The sequence below is a fragment of the Streptomyces sp. NPDC003697 genome (assembly GCF_053587115.1).
The window spans coordinates 22,862-40,412 of sequence record NZ_JBSFNN010000065.1; the positions used below are offsets into that span (position 1 = coordinate 22,862).

At 72.5% G+C, this 17,551-nt stretch carries 13 protein-coding genes and 1 riboswitch; of the genes, 4 read left to right on the top strand and 9 right to left on the bottom strand.

Translation table 11 applies throughout. The features are described 5' to 3' along the window. Positions 1-151: 151 nt before the first annotated feature. The 7 genes from eno to ACWDNY_RS23040 all read right to left on the bottom strand — a co-directional run bounded on the left by eno (position 152) and on the right by ACWDNY_RS23040 (position 8,925). The gene (eno, locus tag ACWDNY_RS23010) at positions 152-1,432 is read right to left on the bottom strand and encodes a phosphopyruvate hydratase (protein ID WP_451647675.1); all 1,281 of its coding nucleotides are present in this window, start codon (positions 1,430-1,432) and stop codon (positions 152-154) included. 351 nt (positions 1,433-1,783) lie between these two features. After that, positions 1,784-2,473, bottom strand: a complete 690-nt coding sequence (locus tag ACWDNY_RS23015) for a transglycosylase family protein (RefSeq protein WP_451647676.1) — start codon at positions 2,471-2,473, stop codon at positions 1,784-1,786. Positions 2,474-2,477: 4 nt separating this feature from the next. Continuing rightward, positions 2,478-2,644, bottom strand: a riboswitch (cyclic di-AMP (ydaO/yuaA leader). Positions 2,645-2,820: 176 nt separating this feature from the next. Continuing rightward, positions 2,821-3,891, bottom strand: coding sequence for a transglycosylase family protein (locus tag ACWDNY_RS23020; RefSeq protein ID WP_451647677.1), 1,071 nt, complete (start codon positions 3,889-3,891; stop codon positions 2,821-2,823). A gap of 195 nt (positions 3,892-4,086) precedes the next feature. Then, positions 4,087-5,496, bottom strand: coding sequence for a cytochrome P450 family protein (locus tag ACWDNY_RS23025; RefSeq protein WP_451647678.1), 1,410 nt, complete (start codon positions 5,494-5,496; stop codon positions 4,087-4,089). Positions 5,497-5,832: 336 nt separating this feature from the next. Beyond that, entirely contained in the window at positions 5,833-6,876 is a 1,044-nt protein-coding gene (locus tag ACWDNY_RS23030) for a nucleoside triphosphate pyrophosphohydrolase (protein WP_451647679.1), read from the bottom strand. Positions 6,877-7,012: 136 nt separating this feature from the next. Then, the gene (locus tag ACWDNY_RS23035; RefSeq protein ID WP_451647680.1) at positions 7,013-7,654 is read right to left on the bottom strand and encodes a SurA N-terminal domain-containing protein; all 642 of its coding nucleotides are present in this window, start codon (positions 7,652-7,654) and stop codon (positions 7,013-7,015) included. 443 nt (positions 7,655-8,097) lie between these two features. Further along, complete coding sequence (locus tag ACWDNY_RS23040) at positions 8,098-8,925, bottom strand: glycoside hydrolase domain-containing protein (RefSeq protein ID WP_451647681.1); 828 nt, start codon at positions 8,923-8,925, stop codon at positions 8,098-8,100. Positions 8,926-9,366: 441 nt separating this feature from the next. On the opposite strand from ACWDNY_RS23040, the gene ACWDNY_RS23045 reads away from it, so the two are divergent. The 3 genes from ACWDNY_RS23045 (at position 9,367) to ACWDNY_RS23055 (ending at position 11,327) form a co-directional block, all read left to right on the top strand. Beyond that, entirely contained in the window at positions 9,367-10,083 is a 717-nt protein-coding gene (locus tag ACWDNY_RS23045) for a hypothetical protein (RefSeq protein WP_451647682.1), read from the top strand. A 117-nt stretch (positions 10,084-10,200) separates the two neighbouring features. After that, entirely contained in the window at positions 10,201-10,569 is a 369-nt protein-coding gene (locus ACWDNY_RS23050; protein ID WP_451647683.1) for a hypothetical protein, read from the top strand. A 314-nt stretch (positions 10,570-10,883) separates the two neighbouring features. Beyond that, entirely contained in the window at positions 10,884-11,327 is a 444-nt protein-coding gene (locus ACWDNY_RS23055) for a hypothetical protein (protein ID WP_451647684.1), read from the top strand. A gap of 101 nt (positions 11,328-11,428) precedes the next feature. Here ACWDNY_RS23055 and ACWDNY_RS23060 read toward each other — a convergent pair whose 3' ends face one another. Further along, positions 11,429-12,205 carry an HNH endonuclease family protein gene (locus tag ACWDNY_RS23060; protein WP_451647688.1) on the bottom strand — a complete coding sequence of 259 codons (777 nt, stop codon included), beginning with the start codon at positions 12,203-12,205 and terminating at the stop codon, positions 11,429-11,431. A 229-nt stretch (positions 12,206-12,434) separates the two neighbouring features. Here ACWDNY_RS23060 and ACWDNY_RS23065 point away from each other — a divergent pair, with 229 nt between their 5' ends. Then, entirely contained in the window at positions 12,435-12,620 is a 186-nt protein-coding gene (locus tag ACWDNY_RS23065) for an Rv0909 family putative TA system antitoxin (RefSeq protein WP_451647685.1), read from the top strand. A 525-nt stretch (positions 12,621-13,145) separates the two neighbouring features. Here the strand turns inward: ACWDNY_RS23065 and mfd are convergent. After that, a complete protein-coding gene (gene mfd, locus ACWDNY_RS23070) occupies positions 13,146-16,685 on the bottom strand; it encodes a transcription-repair coupling factor (RefSeq protein WP_451647686.1) in 3,540 nt (1,179 codons plus the stop codon). Between the last annotated feature and the right edge of the window lie 866 nt (positions 16,686-17,551).

The window sequence follows — 17,551 nt, forward strand, 5'->3', positions numbered from 1 at the left end:
CGTCGGCCGGGCTCCGGGAATGTCCCGGGACGGCCCGGCCATCGTCCCCGCCGGCCCGCGGGCACGTCACACGTACGTACGTCCCCGCACACGGTACGGGACCGGGTACGGGGACGTACGTACGACTGGCTGGGCCTACCTGGCGGACGGCTCAGCCCTTGAAGCGCGGGAAGGCGCTGCGGCCGGCGTACACCGCGGCGTCGTCGAGGATCTCCTCGATGCGCAGCAGCTGGTTGTACTTGGCCACGCGCTCGGAGCGGGCCGGGGCACCGGCCTTGATCTGGCCGCAGTTGGTGGCGACGGCCAGGTCGGCGATGGTGACGTCCTCGGTCTCGCCGGAGCGGTGGGACATCATGCACTTGTAGCCGCTGCGCTGGGCCAGCTCGACGGCGTCGAGGGTCTCGGTCAGCGAGCCGATCTGGTTGACCTTGACCAGCAGGGCGTTCGCGGCGCCCTCCTCGATGCCACGGGCCAGGCGCTCGGGGTTGGTGACGAACAGGTCGTCGCCGACGAGCTGGACCTTGTCACCGAGCTTGGCGGTGATGGTCTTCCAGCCCTCCCAGTCGTCCTCGAACAGCGGGTCCTCGATGGACACCAGCGGGTACGCCTCGAGCAGGTCGGCGTAGTACTCGGTCATCTCGGCGGCGGAGCGCTCCTTGCCCTCGAAGAGGTAGGAGCCGTCCTTGTAGAACTCGGACGCGGCCACGTCGAGCGCCAGGGCGATCTGCTCGCCGGGGGTGTAGCCGGCCTCCGTGATCGCCTCGAGGATGAGGTCGAGGGCCTCGCGGTTGGAGCCGAGGTTCGGGGCGAAGCCGCCCTCGTCGCCGAGGCCGGTGGAAAGGCCCTTGCTCTTCAGGACCTTCTTCAGGGTGTGGTAGACCTCGGCGCCCCAGCGCAGGGCCTCGGAGAAGGACTCCGCGCCGATCGGCGCGATCATGAACTCCTGGATGTCCACGTTGGAGTCGGCGTGCGAGCCGCCGTTCAAGATGTTCATCATCGGCACCGGCAGCAGGTGCGCGTTCGGGCCGCCCAGGTAGCGGAACAGCGGCAGGTCGCTCGCCTCGGACGCGGCGTGGGCGACGGCGAGGGAGACGCCGAGGATGGCGTTGGCGCCGAGGGAGCTCTTGTTGTCGGTGGCGTCGAGGTCGAACATCGCCTGGTCGATCAGGCGCTGCTCGGTGGCGTCGTAGCCGACCAGCTCCGGGCCGATCTGCTCGATCACGGCGAGGACGGCCTTCTCGACGCCCTTGCCCTGGTAGCGGTTGGGGTCACCGTCGCGGAGCTCGACGGCCTCGAAGGCGCCGGTGGAGGCGCCGGAGGGGACGGCGGCACGCCCGGTGCTGCCGTCGTCGAGGCCGACCTCGACCTCGACCGTGGGATTGCCTCGGGAGTCCAGGATTTCCCGGGCTACGACGACGTCGATCGACGGCACGAGCATCTCCTTCTTGGATGTGACGCTGGAAGTGCGGGGCTGGTGTGACTTGCGACTAGAGCCTAACCGTCCCGGGGCCTTCAACAGCCGACCGACCGCCCCGTGGACAAGGTGACGGTACACATTGTTCCCGCTCGGAACAAAGGGGTCCGGGCGAGTCCGGGAAATGCCCTGGCAGGAGCGAACGAGGCGCGAAACGAAAAGCCCCGCTCCGGTGCGCACGGGGGAACACGCACCGGAGCGGGGAGTCCGGGGGACGGGGTGGACCGCAGGAGCCGGGGAGCCGGGGGCGGCCCCCGCCGTGGGGGACCGCGCCCGTCGGGGCTCTACGGCCCGGTCAGCGGCCGGCTGTCACTTCAGGTGCAGCTGCTGGCCCGGGTAGATGAGGTCGGCGTTGTCGACGATGTCCTTGTTCAGGTCGAACAGCTTCTTCCAGCCACCCTGGACGTTCTGCTTCGCCGCGATCCTGCTGAGGGTGTCGCCGGTGACCACCTTGTACTCGCCGTCACCCTTCGCGACCTTCTTGCCGGTCGGGGTGGTGACGGTCTTCTTGGCGGCCGGGCGCTCGGTGGAGCGGGAGGCCTTCTGCTCGGTGGAGCGGTTGGCGGTGGCGCCGCCGCCCTGGGTGGAGCCGCTGTTCGACGCGGCCGGGGCACCGCCGTTGTAGGCGGCGTTCGACAGGCCCTTGCCGCAGACCGGCCAGGCGCCCTTGCCCTGGCCCGCGAGGACCTTCTCGGCGACGGCTATCTGCTGGGCCTTGCCGGCCAGGTCGGCACGCGACGCGTAGGCCGTGCCACCGAAGGCGGCCCAGGTCGAGTTGGTGAACTGCAGACCGCCGTAGAAGCCGTTGCCGGTGTTGATGGACCAGTTGCCGCCGGACTCGCACTGGGCGACCGCGTCCCACTCGGAGACGGTGGCGGCGGAGGCGCTGCCGGACGCCATCAGCGGGACGGCGACGGCGGTGCCGGCGACACCGGCGAGCGCGATGGCTCGGGTGGCCTTGGACGGACGACGGTGCGTGCCCTTGCCGGAAAACAGCATGGTTGGATCCCCTCACCGACGCCTGCGAGGTGAGCTGTCGGGTTCGGGCCGGTTGAGTTGCCCGGCCGCGTCCCTCTGCGAGACGCGGCTTCACCCCGAGCCGCTCCGGGCAACAGCCCGGCACGGCACTTACCTTGGGTCCCCCGCTCCTGCCTGCGGCGCGTGACGCGACGACTGTTCCCGGGCAGCCGCTGGCAGGATTCGGCGTTACGGCGACCGGGGCTCGCGATGGCGAACGATCACGACCGTAGACACGGCCGCCGCGGAATTTCAAAGACGATCAGGGCTTCTGAGACTCATCCCACACTTTCACCGAAACGGTCATTCGGCACCAATGCCCACGTGAACTACCCCTGGTTTCGGGCGTTTTCGGTGTCTACATCCAGCGCTTGACCGGCGACGATGCTGTTCGGGTCGGAGCCGATCGCGTCGCGGTTCGCCGCGTACAACGCCCGCCATCCGCCGTCGAGGTCAAGGGAGTCGGCGATGGACGCCAGGGAGTCGCCGGCGCGGACGATGTAGGACCCCCCGGCGGCACGGGCGTCGTCGGTGTCGCGCACGGCGTGACGGCCGGCGGACGAGGCCGCGAGGGTGCCGGCCGAATCCTCCGCGGCACTGCCGCCGCGATGACGGCCGGTGCCGAGCGCCCCGGTGTCCACGAGGGCGGAAGAACCGGCGGCCTGCTGCCAGTTGTCCGAATCGTCCGATCGGGACGGCGCGGACGGCGAGCTGTCGGGAGTCCGCGTGCCGCCCGGAGCGGCGGGCGCGGATGTGCCGGACTTGCCAGGATCGCCCGCCTTGGCGGACGAAGAGGAGGAAGAGCCCGAAGAGGACGGATTCGGGCCGGAATCGTCCGTCGAGTCGGACGAAGCGGAGGCCTCACCCCCGGACGAGGACCGGGAATCACCGGCCGAGCGCCCGGAGTCCTGGGCCCCGTCGGACAGGCCCGAGTCGGGCACCCGGGGCGTTCCGGTGGAGCCGGACGAACCGGAGTTCGAGGGCGAGTCGTTGCTCACACCGGTGTCCACGTCGGCCGAACCGGTGTCCTGGTGCAGCCCGGAGAGCAGTCCGCAGGTGGGCCAGGCGCCCGGACCCCTCTCGTCGAGGATCCTCTCGGCGACGGCTATCTGCTGGGACCGGCTGGCCTGGTCGGCGCTCGGCGCGTACGTGAGGCCGCCGTACTTCTCCCAGTCGTCCTGGGACAACTGCAGTCCGCCGTAGTAGCCGTTGCCGTTGTCGGCGCTCCAGGAGCCACCGCTCTCGCACTCCGCGACCTTGTCCCACGTGGTGCCGTCGGCCGCGCTCGCGCCGCTGGCGCCGAGCAGTGGGATGGCGATGGCGGATCCGGTCACTCCGGCCGCGACGAGCATGGCCGGGGCCTGACGGGGGCGCCGGTGACGACCGTTCCCGGAGAGCATGCGGAGACCTTTCGTGGGACAGCGGTGATCTGCGCGACGGGTGGTGCACGGCGCCGCGCTGATGCGTGAACGTATCGGCTGACAATCGCCTGTCACAAGTTAATGCCGCGTAGATCACGTGAACATCACAGAGTTGAGCGCGTGTCACCTTTGTCTTCGTCGACCGGACCGTGAGCGACCGCTCTCCGACAGCTACTACGGAGCGGCCGGTGTGAACCGGACGGGCAGCGTGCGCAGGCCGCGCATGATGAGCCCGCCGCGCCAGCGCAGGTCGGCCGGTTCCGCGTCGAGTCGCAGATCGGGCAGCCGGGTGAGGAGCGTGGCGAGCGCCAGCCGCCCCTCCAGCCGGGCGAGCGGCGCACCGAGGCAGTAGTGGATGCCGTGCCCGTATCCGAGGTGCTGGTTGTCCCGACGGCCGAGGTCGAGCACGTCCGGGTCGGCGAACCGCTCGGGGTCCCGGTCCGCCGCGGCGAGGACGACGAGGACCGGGTCGCCGGGAGCGATCTCCTGCCCGCCGATGGTGAGCGGCCGGGTGGCGAAGCGCCAGGTGGCCATCTCCACCGGGCCGTCGTAGCGCAGCAGTTCCTCGACGCCGGTCTCCAGCAGGCCGCGGTCGCCGGCCGCCAGGGACCGCTGCAGCCGGTCCCGCGGCCCGGGGTGGGTCAGGAGGGCGTAGGTGCCGTTGCCGATGAGGTTGACGGTGGTCTCGAAACCCGCGAAGAGGAGGATGAAGGCCATGGCGGCGGCCTCGTTCTCGGTGAGGTGCTCGCCGTGGTCGGAGGCGCGGATGAGACCGGAGATGAGGTCCTCGCCCGGTTCCGGCTCGGCGGGCAGGGCCGCCCGCTTGCGGTGGATCAGGTCGGCGAGGTAGCCGCGCATCAGCTTGACCGACCGGGCCACGCCGCCGCGCGACCCGCCCGCCCGCCTCCCGCCGCCCGCCTGCGGGTTGCCGTGGCGGATCATCATGCCCGCCCAGTCCCGGAAGTCGTCCTGGTCCTCGCGGGGGACGCCGAGCAGGTCGCAGATGGCGTAGATGGGCAGCGGGAAGGCGAACTCGTGGATGAGGTCCGCGCTGCCCCGCTCGGCGAACCGGTCGATGAGGCCGTCGGTCAGCTCCTGCACGCGCGGTGCGAACGCGGCGACACGGCGGGGCGTGAACGCCGTGCTGACGAGGCGGCGCAGCCGGGTGTGGTCCGGCGGGTCGATGTTGAGCAGGTGCGTCATCAGCTCGGCCTTGCGCTCGCCGGGGATGCCGGTCCTGCCCCTGGCGTGCGCGGGCTCGTCGTGGTGTGCCGGGTTCTTGCTGAGCCGCTGGTCGGCCAGGGCCTGCTTGGCGTCGGCGTACCGGGTGACCAGCCAGGCCTCGACCCCGCTCGGCAGCCGCGTCCGGTGCACGGGGGCGTGCTCACGCAGCCAGGCGTACGCCGGGTACGGATCGCCGGCGAACTCCCAGGTGAAGAGCTCGGGCGCGGCGCCCTCGGTGGCGTCCCGCTCGGACGGCGTCCGGCCGGGCGCGGGGCTGCCGGGGGCGGGCTGGTCGGACGGCGTCCGGCCGGGCGCGGGGCTGCCGGGGGTGGGCTGGTCGGGGGCGGGCTGATCGGTCACTCCTCGACCGTATCCGGCGGCGTCCGGACGTTTCCCCCCGCGTCCGGACGCCGGGCCGGCCGGCCGCTCGCCGGCCCGGTCGGTCCCGGCTGCCGGCGGTCGGCCCTCGGGCCGCGCGGCGGCCGACGCCCGGGGCGCCGTCGGCCGCTGCGGCCGGTGCGGTCGGCCGGGGGATGTGCGGTCGCCGACTCCGCGGTGCGGTCGCGACTCCGTCGGGAGCGACGCGGTTCCGGGACGCCCGGTGCTGTCCTCGGGCCGTTCCGGCACAGGTCACGTACGTCGCCGCTCCGTAAGGCGCCTCGCCGTCCTGCGCGCCCGGCCGGCGCGTTCCCCGTCCTATTCGTCGCCCGGGCGTTCCTCCTCTTCCCCCTCTTCCTCCACTTCCTCCTCTTGCTGCTCTTCCTGCGTCGTCACGCCCTCCGTCTCCCGGATCGCGTCGCGGTAGGCCCGTGCCGCCGCCCTCAGCGCCGCCTCCGGGTCGACCCCGTCCGCCTCGGCGCGGGCCGCGAGGGCGAGCAGTTCGTAGCCGACGCCCTCGGCCCTCGGCAGGGGCACGTCGAGGCCGGCCGTGCGCACGCGGGACGCCAGCTTCGCGGCCAGGGCCAGTCCGGGCTGGCCGAGGGGGACGCCTTCTGTCACGGAGGTGCGCCGCTTCTCCTCCGCCTTCGTGCGCAGCCAGTGCTCCTTGACCTCCTCGGGGGTGGAGGCCGTCTCCTCGCCGAAGACGTGCGGATGACGGTGGATCAGCTTGGCGACGATGCCGCCGGCCACGTCGTCGATGGAGAACGGGGCGTCGGCGTCCTCCTCGGCGATGCGGGCGTGGAAGACGACCTGGAGGAGCACGTCGCCCAGCTCCTCGCGCAGTTCCGCCCGGTCGCCGTCCTCGATCGCCTCGACCAGTTCGTAGGCCTCCTCGATGCCGTACTTCGCCAGGCCCCTGTGGGTCTGGCGCGACGACCAGGGGCACTCGGCGCGGATGCGGTCCATGACCTGGACGAGGTCGAGCAGCCGGGCGCCCGGCAGGTCGTAGGAGGCGGGAAGCAGCTCCAGGTCCGGCATCCGCACCCGGCCGGAGCCCGCCAGCCGGGCCAGGCCGTCGGTCAGGGCGGGTTCCCCCTCGCCGGTCGCGACGACCACCACGGTGCGGCCGCCGGCGCAGGCGTCGACCAGTTCCTGAGCCGTCGGCGACGCCTCGTCGACGGCTATGCCCGCCTCACGCAGGTACGGCACCTGCGGATGGGCACCGTCCGCGCACAGCACGCGGTCGGCCGCGCGCAGGGCCTGCCAGGCCGGCCAGGACAGCAGGCCGGGGGCGACGCGGTGACTGGTGGTGAGCAGGACGACGCGGCCGGGGGCGGGTGCGGAGCTGGTTGCGTTCACCCTCCGAACGTAACGCACACCGCCGTCCGGCCCACGAGTTGTCCACAGCCCCTGCGGGCACTCCGGGGCGTCGTCCACGGGAGTGACGGGGACGGGACCCGCCGCTCCCGTCACGCCGTCTGCGCGTCCGCTCCCGTCACGCCGTCTGCTGCGTCCCCGCCGCCGAGACGTCCCGCAGCCACGGCGTCTTCGTGTCCACGCTCTTCTGCACGTCCCAGCCGCCGTAGCGCGGGTTGAGGTCGACGTCCAGCTCGCCGGAGGCCTTCGACAGGGCCTGCCAGAAGGCCGGCGAGCCGGGCTGGGTGTCCAGGTGGGCCGCGAGCTTCTGCGCCTCGATCTGCAGACGGAGGTTGTCGTCGAGTCGCCCCGGCGGGATGTTGTACTGCTGCAGCCAGGTCGCCTGCAGGCCCTTGGCCCCGCCCGCCTGGCGTTCGAGACCGGCGCGCATCTGCTGGACCTCGCGCGGGGTGACGGCGATGCCCGCGTCCGCGGCGGCGCGGTGCACGACGCGGTCCAGGATCATGCCGTGCAGCGTGTCCCGGGTCAGGGTGCCGGTGCCGGCGACGGCGTGCTCGTACTGCGTGCTGTCCGGTACCGCGGCCCGCTGGGCCTGGCGCACCTCGTCCACCCGGCTCTGCAACTGGGCCACGGTGATCCGCTGCCCCCCGACGACGGCCGCCGCGCCCGGATGCGCGTCGTTCCCGCAGGCGGTGAGCAGGGGTGCCGCCGCGGCGAGCGCGGCGGACAGCAGGAGCGCGGTGCGACGACGGCGGTGCAAGGAGGCCTCCCGAGGAGAGATTGTGCGACGGTGCACAAAGTCTTGCGATGATCGATGGTAGGCAGCGGCCGGGCTCCGGCCAACCCATTCGACCAACGATTCACCACGAGTTCGGGCACCGCCTCGCCGCCCGGGCCCTCAGCTCGGCTCGCGCACCGCCGCACCCCCGGTGGCCCGACCCCGGCAGCTCAGCCCGCTCGCGCACCGCCGCACCGCCGCACGGCCGCACCGCCGCACCGCCGCACCGCCCCGCAGCTCAGCTCCGGTCGCGCACCGCCCGCGCAGCGAGCGCAGCCAGGTGACGACGGCCCGCCCCACCCCGGCGAGCCGTCCGCCCGCCGGGGTCCGCGCGTCCTTCGCCGGGCGCGCCTGCGTCACCTGTCCGACCTGCTTGGTCGCGAGAACCGCCCGCTCCTGTCCCCGTTCTTCTCTCGGGTCCCGCGTCAGCCGGTGATGGCGACGGGCGCGTCCCACGCGTCGCGGTCGACGGTGAGGGTGATGCCGCCGTGCGACTCCTTGCTGTTCACCATGTACTGGTGGCCGCGGCTGTGGTTGGTGAACTGGGTGGAGCCCCAGGGCCAGTCGGTGGTGGTGGTGTTGTGCTTGTCCCACAGGGCGTACCAGAGGTTGCCCGGCAGGTCGGTCTTGTCGGTCGCGGTGGCGATGGCCTTGGCGCTGGAACTGGTGAAGCCGTAGAAGCCGGTGCGGTAGGTCTTGGCGTGCAGGGCCTTGTCGAAGGAGCGCACGTAGGTGAGCACGGCGTCGTTGCACGACTTGTTGGTGGTGTCGTACGGCTCCATGTCCAGGTAGACCGCGCTGCCGGCCTTCATGCCGAGCGCCGAGGCCTTGGCGACCGCGTCGGCCCCGTCGCTCGCGCCGAGGGAGGCGGCGGTGGAGGCGGTGAGCTTCTCGGGGTTGGAGCTGGTCTGGCACGGCGGCTGGGCACCGACGTAGATCGGGATGAGCTTCCAGCCGATGGAGCTGACCGACTTCACCCAGGAGGCGGTGAGGTTGGGCTGGCTGCAGCCGCGGTTCTTGCCGCCGACGTAGACGGCGGCGGCGCCGTAGAACCCGGTGTGCCAGGCCTTCATGGTGGACAGCGAGGGCGCGGTGCAGGTGTCGAAGGCGCGGCCGGTGTACGTCTTCTGGGCCGGCCAGGTGGTGGTGGCCATCGAGGTCTGCGCCGCGATCCCGGCTCCCGCGACGACGGCCGCCCCGGCCACCGCCCACGTGGCGTACCTGCGCTTCCTGGACTGCCGGTGCTCGGCCATGCCCCACCCCTTTTTGTCTGTGTGTGCGTGTATGTCGTCCGCGCACGCGTGTGGAGCGGCGTACGACGGCGGTCGGGCGTCGTGCGTCCGCTGAGAAACGTCGCTTGGTCCCCTGAAACGGCTTACGGCGCGCGTGAGTCCGTCCGCCGGCACTCTCCCCGGCGCCCGAAGCGGATCGCAAAGTAACCGATCGTGCCCATGAACACGGGAAACGGAGCCCCTTGCTCAGCACATGATTACCTCAAGCAACGGCAAAGACTTACGCACCGCTACCGGCAGGCGCGCACCACGCACGTCAACTCGCCGCTCTTTACGTGATCTTGGGCAACGCCATACCCATACGTGTACTGGGCACGCGCTGGACGCCGTAAGGTCCGATGGCCGCTCCCCCGCCTCAAACAGGCGCTGGTCCGGCTCAGTTGTCTCTCCAGAAGGACTCAGATGCACATCCCGTCCCGCACCGCCCGCGCCGCCCGCGTCCTCGCCGTGGCCGCACTCCCCCTGGCCCTGGCGGCCTGCGGACCCCAGCAGGCCACGTCCGCCAAGGGGGCGGCGTCCTCCTCTCCCGCCAAGGACCCGAACGCGGGCCTGCTGACCGGCGCGCAGCTGAAGAAGGCGCTCGCTCCGGCGTCCTTCTTCCCCACCGGTTTCGCGGTGGACCCGAGCGGGGCCAGGGACTCCGGCGACACCTACACGGCTCCGTCCACGGCCCCTGCGGGCAAGCCGGACTGCGCGAAGTTGGGCGGCACCGCCTGGATCGACGTCACCGGGATCTCCGGGGTGTCCTTCGCGCAGAACGACTACATCAGCAAGAACACCTCCGAGGACATCGCCCAGGAGATCGACGCCTACCGCGGCACGACGGCCTCCGACGTCGTGAAGGCCGTGCAGAAGACGGTCGCGGCCTGCGACGGCTTCGCCGACTCCCAGACCCACACGAAGGTGAAGGTGGCCGGCGCCGCCACGCCCGGTCTGGGCGACGAGGCCTACACGGTCACCCTGACCGACACCGCCTGGCAGAACGGCACCACGCTGATCGCCGCCCGCGTCGGCACCAACGTCGTCACCGTGATGTCGACGGACGGCCACGACAACGGGGCGGCGACGGCGCGCAGGCTGACGGAGCGGATCGTCGGGGCGCTGCGGAAGACCACCTGACGGTCCTCCGAGGTGCGTTCGCTCCTCCCGCCCCGCCTCGGCGCGCCGTTCGTGGCTTAATCTTGCCCCCTTGCTTCGCCTCCGTCCCGCGGGGCGGAGCCGCTTGGGGGGTGTGTGATGAACAAGCATCTGGAGGCCGGCTGGTTCCAGCGGGCGGCGTGGTCGGTCCTGCTGTGGGGCTCGCTGGGGCTGCTGGCGTGGGTGCCGTTCCTGTACGTGGCGATCCGCCGCGGCCGGGGATCGGACTGGGGGGCCTTCGCCTCGTTCGTGGTCTACGAGTGCGTGACCCTGCCGTGGCTGGTCCTCACGCCGGAGGACGCCGACGGCGACGCGATGCTGGGCCTCGTCATGGTCCTGTGTCTGCTGCTGGGCACCGGCATGCTGCTGTTCGCGGTGTTCGACAAGCGGACGGCGGGGCCGGCCGCGTACGCGGCGGCGCCCGTCGCGCCGCAGGCCGGTCCGTACGGCTATCCGTACGGACGGTAGGGCTCTCCGGCGGATCAGGCCGGCGGAAAACGCCGGCACCTCGCGGCCCGGGTGAGTGGGATCCGGTGCGTGCGGCCGCAAAGCGGGGAGGGGCGTCGACGCGCCGGCGTCGGCGACCGACGACGCCGCAGAGGGTCGTGCCGGGCCCCGCGTCTCCGGCACGACCCGCCGGACAGCATCAGGCGGCGCCCGCCGCCTGCCGGCGCCGGGGTCCGGACCGCCGGATCCGGCGCCACCGTTCCTTCTTCTCCTCCGCACCGGTACCGGACCTCCGGGGCCTGCGCGGTCCTCTTCCACGTCTCAAGGAGTCCGTCATGGCCCTCAACGCCCGTCGCGCCCGTCAACTGATGGAAGCCACCGCCCCGGTGCTGGTGGAGGGCGAGCAGGTCGAGCTGACCAGCCTCGCCGGCGTCGGCTCCGTCTCCGTGCGCCGGCAGGCGCTCACCGCCGCGGTCGTCGGGGTGCTGAGCGCCGGGACGGTCATGGCGACGGTCACGCCCCGCCCGATGTACGTCGTCCTCACCGACCGGCGAGTGCTGTTCTTCGACGGCAACCGCGGCGGCAGGCCGGGCCGGCTCGAGGTGAGCCTGCCCCGCCCTCACGTCACCGCGGGCGGCTCGAGGAAGGCGTTCCTGGGCCTGCAGTACGTCACGGTCCTGTCGGTGGCCGGCCAGGAGCAGGGCCTGAAGGTCACCTTCCCGGTGCAGCACCGCGGGGACGGCCCGCGGTTCGTGTCGGCACTGCCGGCCGCGGCCTGACACGGACAGGGGAGCGCCCGGGGCTGAAGCCCCGTCACCCGACGCCGCCGAGCACCGGGCTTCGCCCGGGTCGAGGCGCCGCCACGCCGCCGGCCCGCCCGTCAGCCGCCGCACTGGCGCAGCATCGCCTGCTTGTCCGGCGCCGTGACGGGCAGCTCGTACTCCAGGGCGACCTGGGCGAAGCGGACCGCGTAGGAGCACCGTATGCGCTGGTTCGGCGGCAACCAGGACGCGGGACCGGAGTCGCCCTTGGCGGAGTTGGCCCGCCCCTGGACCGGGATCAGGTTCAGGGCGTCGTTGGCGAGCTGCTCGCGCCTGCTCTCCGGCCAGCGCGACGAACCCATCTGCCAGCTGTACGACAACGGCACCACGTGGTCGATCTGCACCTCGGCGGCCTCCTGCTTGCGCCACGTGATGGTCGTCCCGGTGTAGGGGTCGTCCAGCGTCATGGCGACGACCACGCAGTCGGAGCCGGACCGGAAACGGAGTCCCTGGCCGTCGCGGCGAATGACGTCGTTGCGGGTGTCGCACCCGTTCCTCGCGAACGGCACCCCGTCGGCCGTGTCCATCCACGCGTAGCCGAACTCGTCCCGGTCGTAGCCCGTCTTCGGTCCTCGCCCCTTCGTCGGCACCTTCCCGATGAGCCTGCGGGCCGCGGCCCTGTCCGCGTCCGTCGTCAGCGGCGCCAGTCCCGGCTTCGTGCCTTCCGGATTGTCGAGCGGACTGGCCGCCCGCCCGTCCGCCACGGCCGGGCCCGATCGTGCGGAGGGGCCGTCCGCGCCGAGGTCCTCCTTGCATCCCGAAAGAAGGAGCACGACGGCCGCCGACACCGTCGCCGTGCGCAGGAAGCGCGCCCTGCCCACTGCCCCGCGCCTCATGTGCCCCTCCACCGTCACGGCGAACGCCGGTACGGCCCTCCCGCCCCTCAGACGCGCCACGGTGCGCTCCTCCCCTGTTCCTCCCCGATCGCCGCCCCGCTGGGGGCGCACGTGGTCCGGATGCCCGCCGGAGCAGGGAAAATGTCCAGACCATACCACCTGTAAAGGTGCAGATGCCCCTCTAACGGTCGTATCGTCGTTCTGAGTGACGTCCGGAAGGAGCTCCTGCATGGGCATCTTCGACAAGTTCAAGCGCCAGGTACAGCAGCGGGCGAAGAACATGTCCGACACAGCCGAGCAGAAGATCAACGAGAGGACGGGCAACAAGTACGAAAGCCAGGTCGACGACGCCCAGCGAAACATCGAGGGCAGGTACGGCAGCCACCGCGACCGCCGGCCCGACGACGAGCCGTAGGACCGCGACCCCACAGACGAACGAAGGCCGGCAGGGAGGGCGTCCGCACCCTCCCTGCCGGCCTTCCTGAAGCACCGGCACGGACGTCGTTTCCTCGGCACGGCACAGACCGCCCCGACGTCGCCTTCAACGGCCGGGAGCGTGGATCAGACCGCCCGGCGCGGGCGAACGGGGCGTCCCCCCGGCTCACGGATGGCGCCGTAGCCGAGGTGGATCCGGACCGGAGGTGACGGCACCGAGCGGCCCGCCGCAGCCCTGACGGACCCGGCGCACCCCCGGCATGCGGACGGCACAGCCGCGACAACGGTGTGACGTGATCCCGGGGCATCCGTGCAGGCAGGATGTCTGCCCGGTGTGCGCGGCGCGTCCCGCCGATCGAGCGGGGCGCTGACGGCGTCCCGCGTTCCGCCCGGCAGCGGGGACGGCATGACGGGCGCCCGCATCACGGTGCGGCTCACCGTGCAGGGGCCGGCCGCACGGGTGGTGCGGCCTGCCCCGCCGGCGGGCGTCGCCGGGACGTCCCGGTCACGAGCCCAGGACCGACGTCAGGAACTCGCCGACCCAGCCCAGCAGTTCCCGGCCGACCAGCGGTTTGCCGCCGATCTTCGCGGTCTTGGGGCGGGGGACGAGCACCTGGTGGGAGGACGGCTTGATCACCGTGCCCGGGTACAGGCGCTTGAGCCGCAGCTCCTGCGACTCGCGCAGGTCCACCGGGGCGAAGCGGATGTTGTTGCCCTGCAGGACGACCTCGCCGACCTCGCAGGCGCGGGCGAGCATGCGCAGCCCCGCCACCAGCAGCAGGTTCTCCACCGGCTCGGGCAACTTGCCGTAGCGGTCGGTCAGTTCCTCGCGGACGGCCTTGACGTCCTCCTCCGAGTTGGCGGAGGCGATGGCCCGGTACGCCTGCAGGCGCAGCCGCTCGCCGGGGGCGTAGTCGTGCGGGACGTGCGCGTCGACGGGCAGCTCGATCTTGACGTCGAGCGGTGCCTCCTCCGCCGAGGGCTCCCCCGTCTCCAGCTGCCGGCGGTAGTCGGCGACTGCCTCGCCGACCATGCGCACGTACAGGTCGAACCCGACGCCCGCGATGTGGCCGGACTGCTCGCCGCCGAGCAGATTGCCCGCGCCGCGGATCTCCAGGTCCTTCATCGCCACGTACATGCCCGCGCCCATCTCCGTGTGCTGGGCGATCGTCGCCAGGCGCTCGTGCGCGGTCTCCGTCAGCGGCTTCTCCGGCGGGTACAGGAAGTAGGCGTAGCCGCGCTCGCGGCCCCGGCCGACCCGGCCGCGCAGCTGGTGCAGCTGCGACAGGCCGAAGGTGTCGCCGCGCTCGACGATCAGGGTGTTGGCGTTGGAGATGTCGATGCCCGACTCGACGATCGTCGTGGAGACCAGGACGTCGAACTTCTTCTCCCAGAAGTCGACGACGACCTGCTCCAGCGCCTGCTCCGACATCTGGCCGTGGGCGGTCGCGATGCGCGCCTCCGGCACGATGTCCCGCAGCCTGGCCGCCGCCCGGTCGATCGACTCGACCCGGTTGTGGATGTAGAAGACCTGTCCCTCGCGCAGCAGCTCGCGGCGGATCGCCGCGCCGATCTGCTTCTCCTCGTACGGCCCGACGAAGGTGAGCACCGGGTGGCGCTCCTCCGGCGGGGTGGTGATCGTCGACATCTCGCGGATGCCCGTCACCGCCATCTCCAGGGTGCGCGGGATCGGCGTAGCGGACATCGTCAGCACGTCGACATTGGCCCGCAGCTTCTTCAGCTGCTCCTTGTGCTCGACGCCGAAGCGCTGTTCCTCGTCGACGACGACCAAGCCCAGGTCCTTGAACTTCGTCTCGGAGGAGAACAGGCGGTGGGTGCCGATGACGAGGTCCACCGAACCGTCCTTCAGGCCCTCCAGGACCGCCTTCGCCTCGGTGTCGGTCTGGAAGCGGGACAGCGCCCGCACGTTCACCGGGAACTGCGCGTACCGCTCGGAGAACGTGCCGAAGTGCTGCTGCACCAGCAGCGTCGTCGGCACCAGGACCGCGACCTGCTTGCCGTCCTGCACGGCCTTGAAGGCGGCCCGGACCGCGATCTCCGTCTTGCCGTAGCCGACGTCGCCGCAGATCAGGCGGTCCATCGGGACCGTCTTCTCCATGTCCTCCTTGACCTCGGCGATGGTCGTGAGCTGGTCGGGCGTCTCCGCGTACGGGAAGGCGTCCTCCAGCTCGCGCTGCCAGGGCGTGTCCGAGCCGAAGGCGTGGCCGGGCGCCGCCATCCGCGCGGAGTACAGCCGGATCAGGTCCGCGGCGATCTCCTTGACCGCCTTCTTCGCGCGCGCCTTGGTCTTCGTCCAGTCGGCGCCGCCGAGCCGGTGCAGCGTGGGCTGCTCGCCGCCGACGTACTTGGTGATCTGCTCCAGCTGGTCGGTGGGGATGTACAGGCGGTCGCCGGGCTGGCCGCGCTTGGCGGGGGCGTACTCCACCACGAGGTACTCGCGGGTGGCGCCCTGCACCGTGCGCTGCACCATCTCGATGTAGCGGCCGACGCCGTGCTGCTCGTGGACGATGTAGTCGCCCGACTCCAGCGTCAGCGGGTCGATGGTCTTGCGGCGGCGGGCCGGCATCCGGGCGCCGTCCCGGCCGGCCGTCCTCTGGCCGGTCAGGTCGGTCTCGGTGAGCACCGCCAGCTTCAGCCCGTGGTCGACGAAGCCGTGGTCGACGCAGCCGCACGCCACATGCACCACCGACGGGGTCAGCTCGCCCAGGTCGACGTCCAGGCGGGCGGCCACGCCCTCACCGCCCAGCACCTCCACCGTGCGGGCCGCCGGGCCCTGGCCCTCGGTGACGAAGACGGCACGCCAGCCGTCGGCGAGCCAGCCCTTGGTGTCGGCGAGGGCTCTGGCGGTGTCGCCGCGGTAGGCCTCGGGGGCGCGCATGCCCAGCTTGAGGGTGTCGGTGCCCTCGGCGGTGTCGTCCGCGGCGAACGGCGACACCGACCACCACATCATGTCCAGCTCGCGGGCGCGGTCGCGTACGTCGGCGATGGACCACAGGGACGCGGCACCGACGTCGATGGGCGCCTCCCCGCCGCCCGCCGTGGCCGCCCAGGACGCCTGCAGGAACTCCTGGCTGGTGGCCACCAGGTCGGAGGCGCGCGTGCGCACGCGCTCAGGGTCGCAGACGACGGCCATGGAACCCTTCGGCAGCACGTCCAGCAGGAGCTCCATGTCGTCGACGAGGACCGGGGCGAGGGACTCCATGCCCTCCACCGCGATGCCTTCGGCGATCTTGCCGAGAAGTTCGCCGAGCTCCGGGTGGCGCTCGGCGAGGGCGGCCGCGCGGGTGCGGACCTCGTCGGTGAGCAGCAGCTCACGGCACGGCGGGGCCCACAGGCCGTGCTCGGCGACCTCCAGGGAGCGCTGGTCGGCGACCTTGAAGTAGCGGATCTCCTCGACGTCGTCGCCCCAGAACTCGATGCGCAGGGGGTGTTCCTCGGTGGGCGGGAACACGTCCAGGATGCCGCCGCGCACGGCGAACTCGCCGCGCTTCTCCACCAGCTCCACACGGGAGTACGCGGCGGCGGCGAGGGCCTCGACGATGTCGTTCAGATCGGCGCTCTGGCCCGGCCTCAGGGACACCGGCTCCAGGTCGCCTAGGCCCTTGACCTGCGGCTGCAGTACGGAGCGCACGGGCGCGACGACGACCGAGACGGGGCCGGTCTCCGGGTCGTCGGGGCGGGGGTGGGCCAAGCGCCGCAGCACCGCGAGACGGCGGCCCACGGTGTCGCTGCGGGGGCTGAGCCGCTCGTGCGGAAGCGTCTCCCAGGAGGGGAACTCCACGACGCCTTCCGGGGGCAGCAGCGAGCGCAGGGCGGCGACCAGGTCCTCGGCCTCTCGGCCGGTGGCGGTGACCGCGAGGACCGGGCGGCCGGTCTCGCGGGCGAGGGCGGCTACCGCGAAGGGGCGGGCGGCCGGGGGGCCGACCAGGTCGACGTGCATGCGGTTGCCGTCCGCGGCCGCCGTGATCGCTTCCGCGAGGGTGGGGTCCTTGACGACGGCGTCCAGCAGACCGTGCAGGCTCATGAAATGGGTTCCGTCCCGGGGGGTAGGCAACACGAACGGCCCGGCACGCGCTGCGGGCCGGGGGTACTTCCAGCGTACGACGCCCGAGTGGCGGCTGGTGGGGCTGTGGACAACGTGCCGTTCGCCGTGGTCGGCGGCGGTCCGCCGTGGTCGGCGAAGCCCGGTGGGGGGCCGGGGGGGTCGGGGGCGGTCCGGGGCGGGGGCCCGGGGCGGCGGGGCGGTCCGGGGCGGGGAGCCGGGGCGGCGGGGCGGTCCGGGGCGGGGAGCCGGGGCGGCGGGGCGGGGAGCCGGGGCTGTCCGGCAGGGAGCCGGGGCGGCGGGGCTGTCCGCCCCGGCGCAGGCTCGGCGGGGCGTCCTCACTGCCGGCGCCGGTCCGCCGGTCCGGGCGACGCGCCTGCAAAGGCTACGCCGGTCCAGCGCCGCGCGGTCCAGCACGCGGTCCGGCGCGCGGTCCGGGCCTGTGCGGTCGGTGCGGTCGGTGCGAGCGGCCGTCGCGAGCCGGGGGTCCGGGGTGCCGGGGGCGCGCCGGGGGGTGCCCGTCCTCGGACCGGCGCGAACTCGGTTCCTAGGAGCGCACCCGGCGTCGACGCGCCGGCCGCTGCGGGCGGGCACCCCCCGACACGCCCCCTCCCGTCCGTGGGCGGCCGCGGGACCTTCTGGCGAACGGCCCCATCCTCGCCGCCCATGGGCGGCGGGGAGGCCTTCTGGGGGAAAGGACCGGGGGCCGGGGAGTGTGCGCACTCCCCGGCCCCCGCAACCCCCGTGTGCGGTGGCCGCTAGTGCCGCGGCAGGCAACGTTTGCCCGTCAAGGAGCGGCGTCCGGTGCGTGCTCTCGGCGTGCCGGCCGGACGCCCTCGTACTGGATG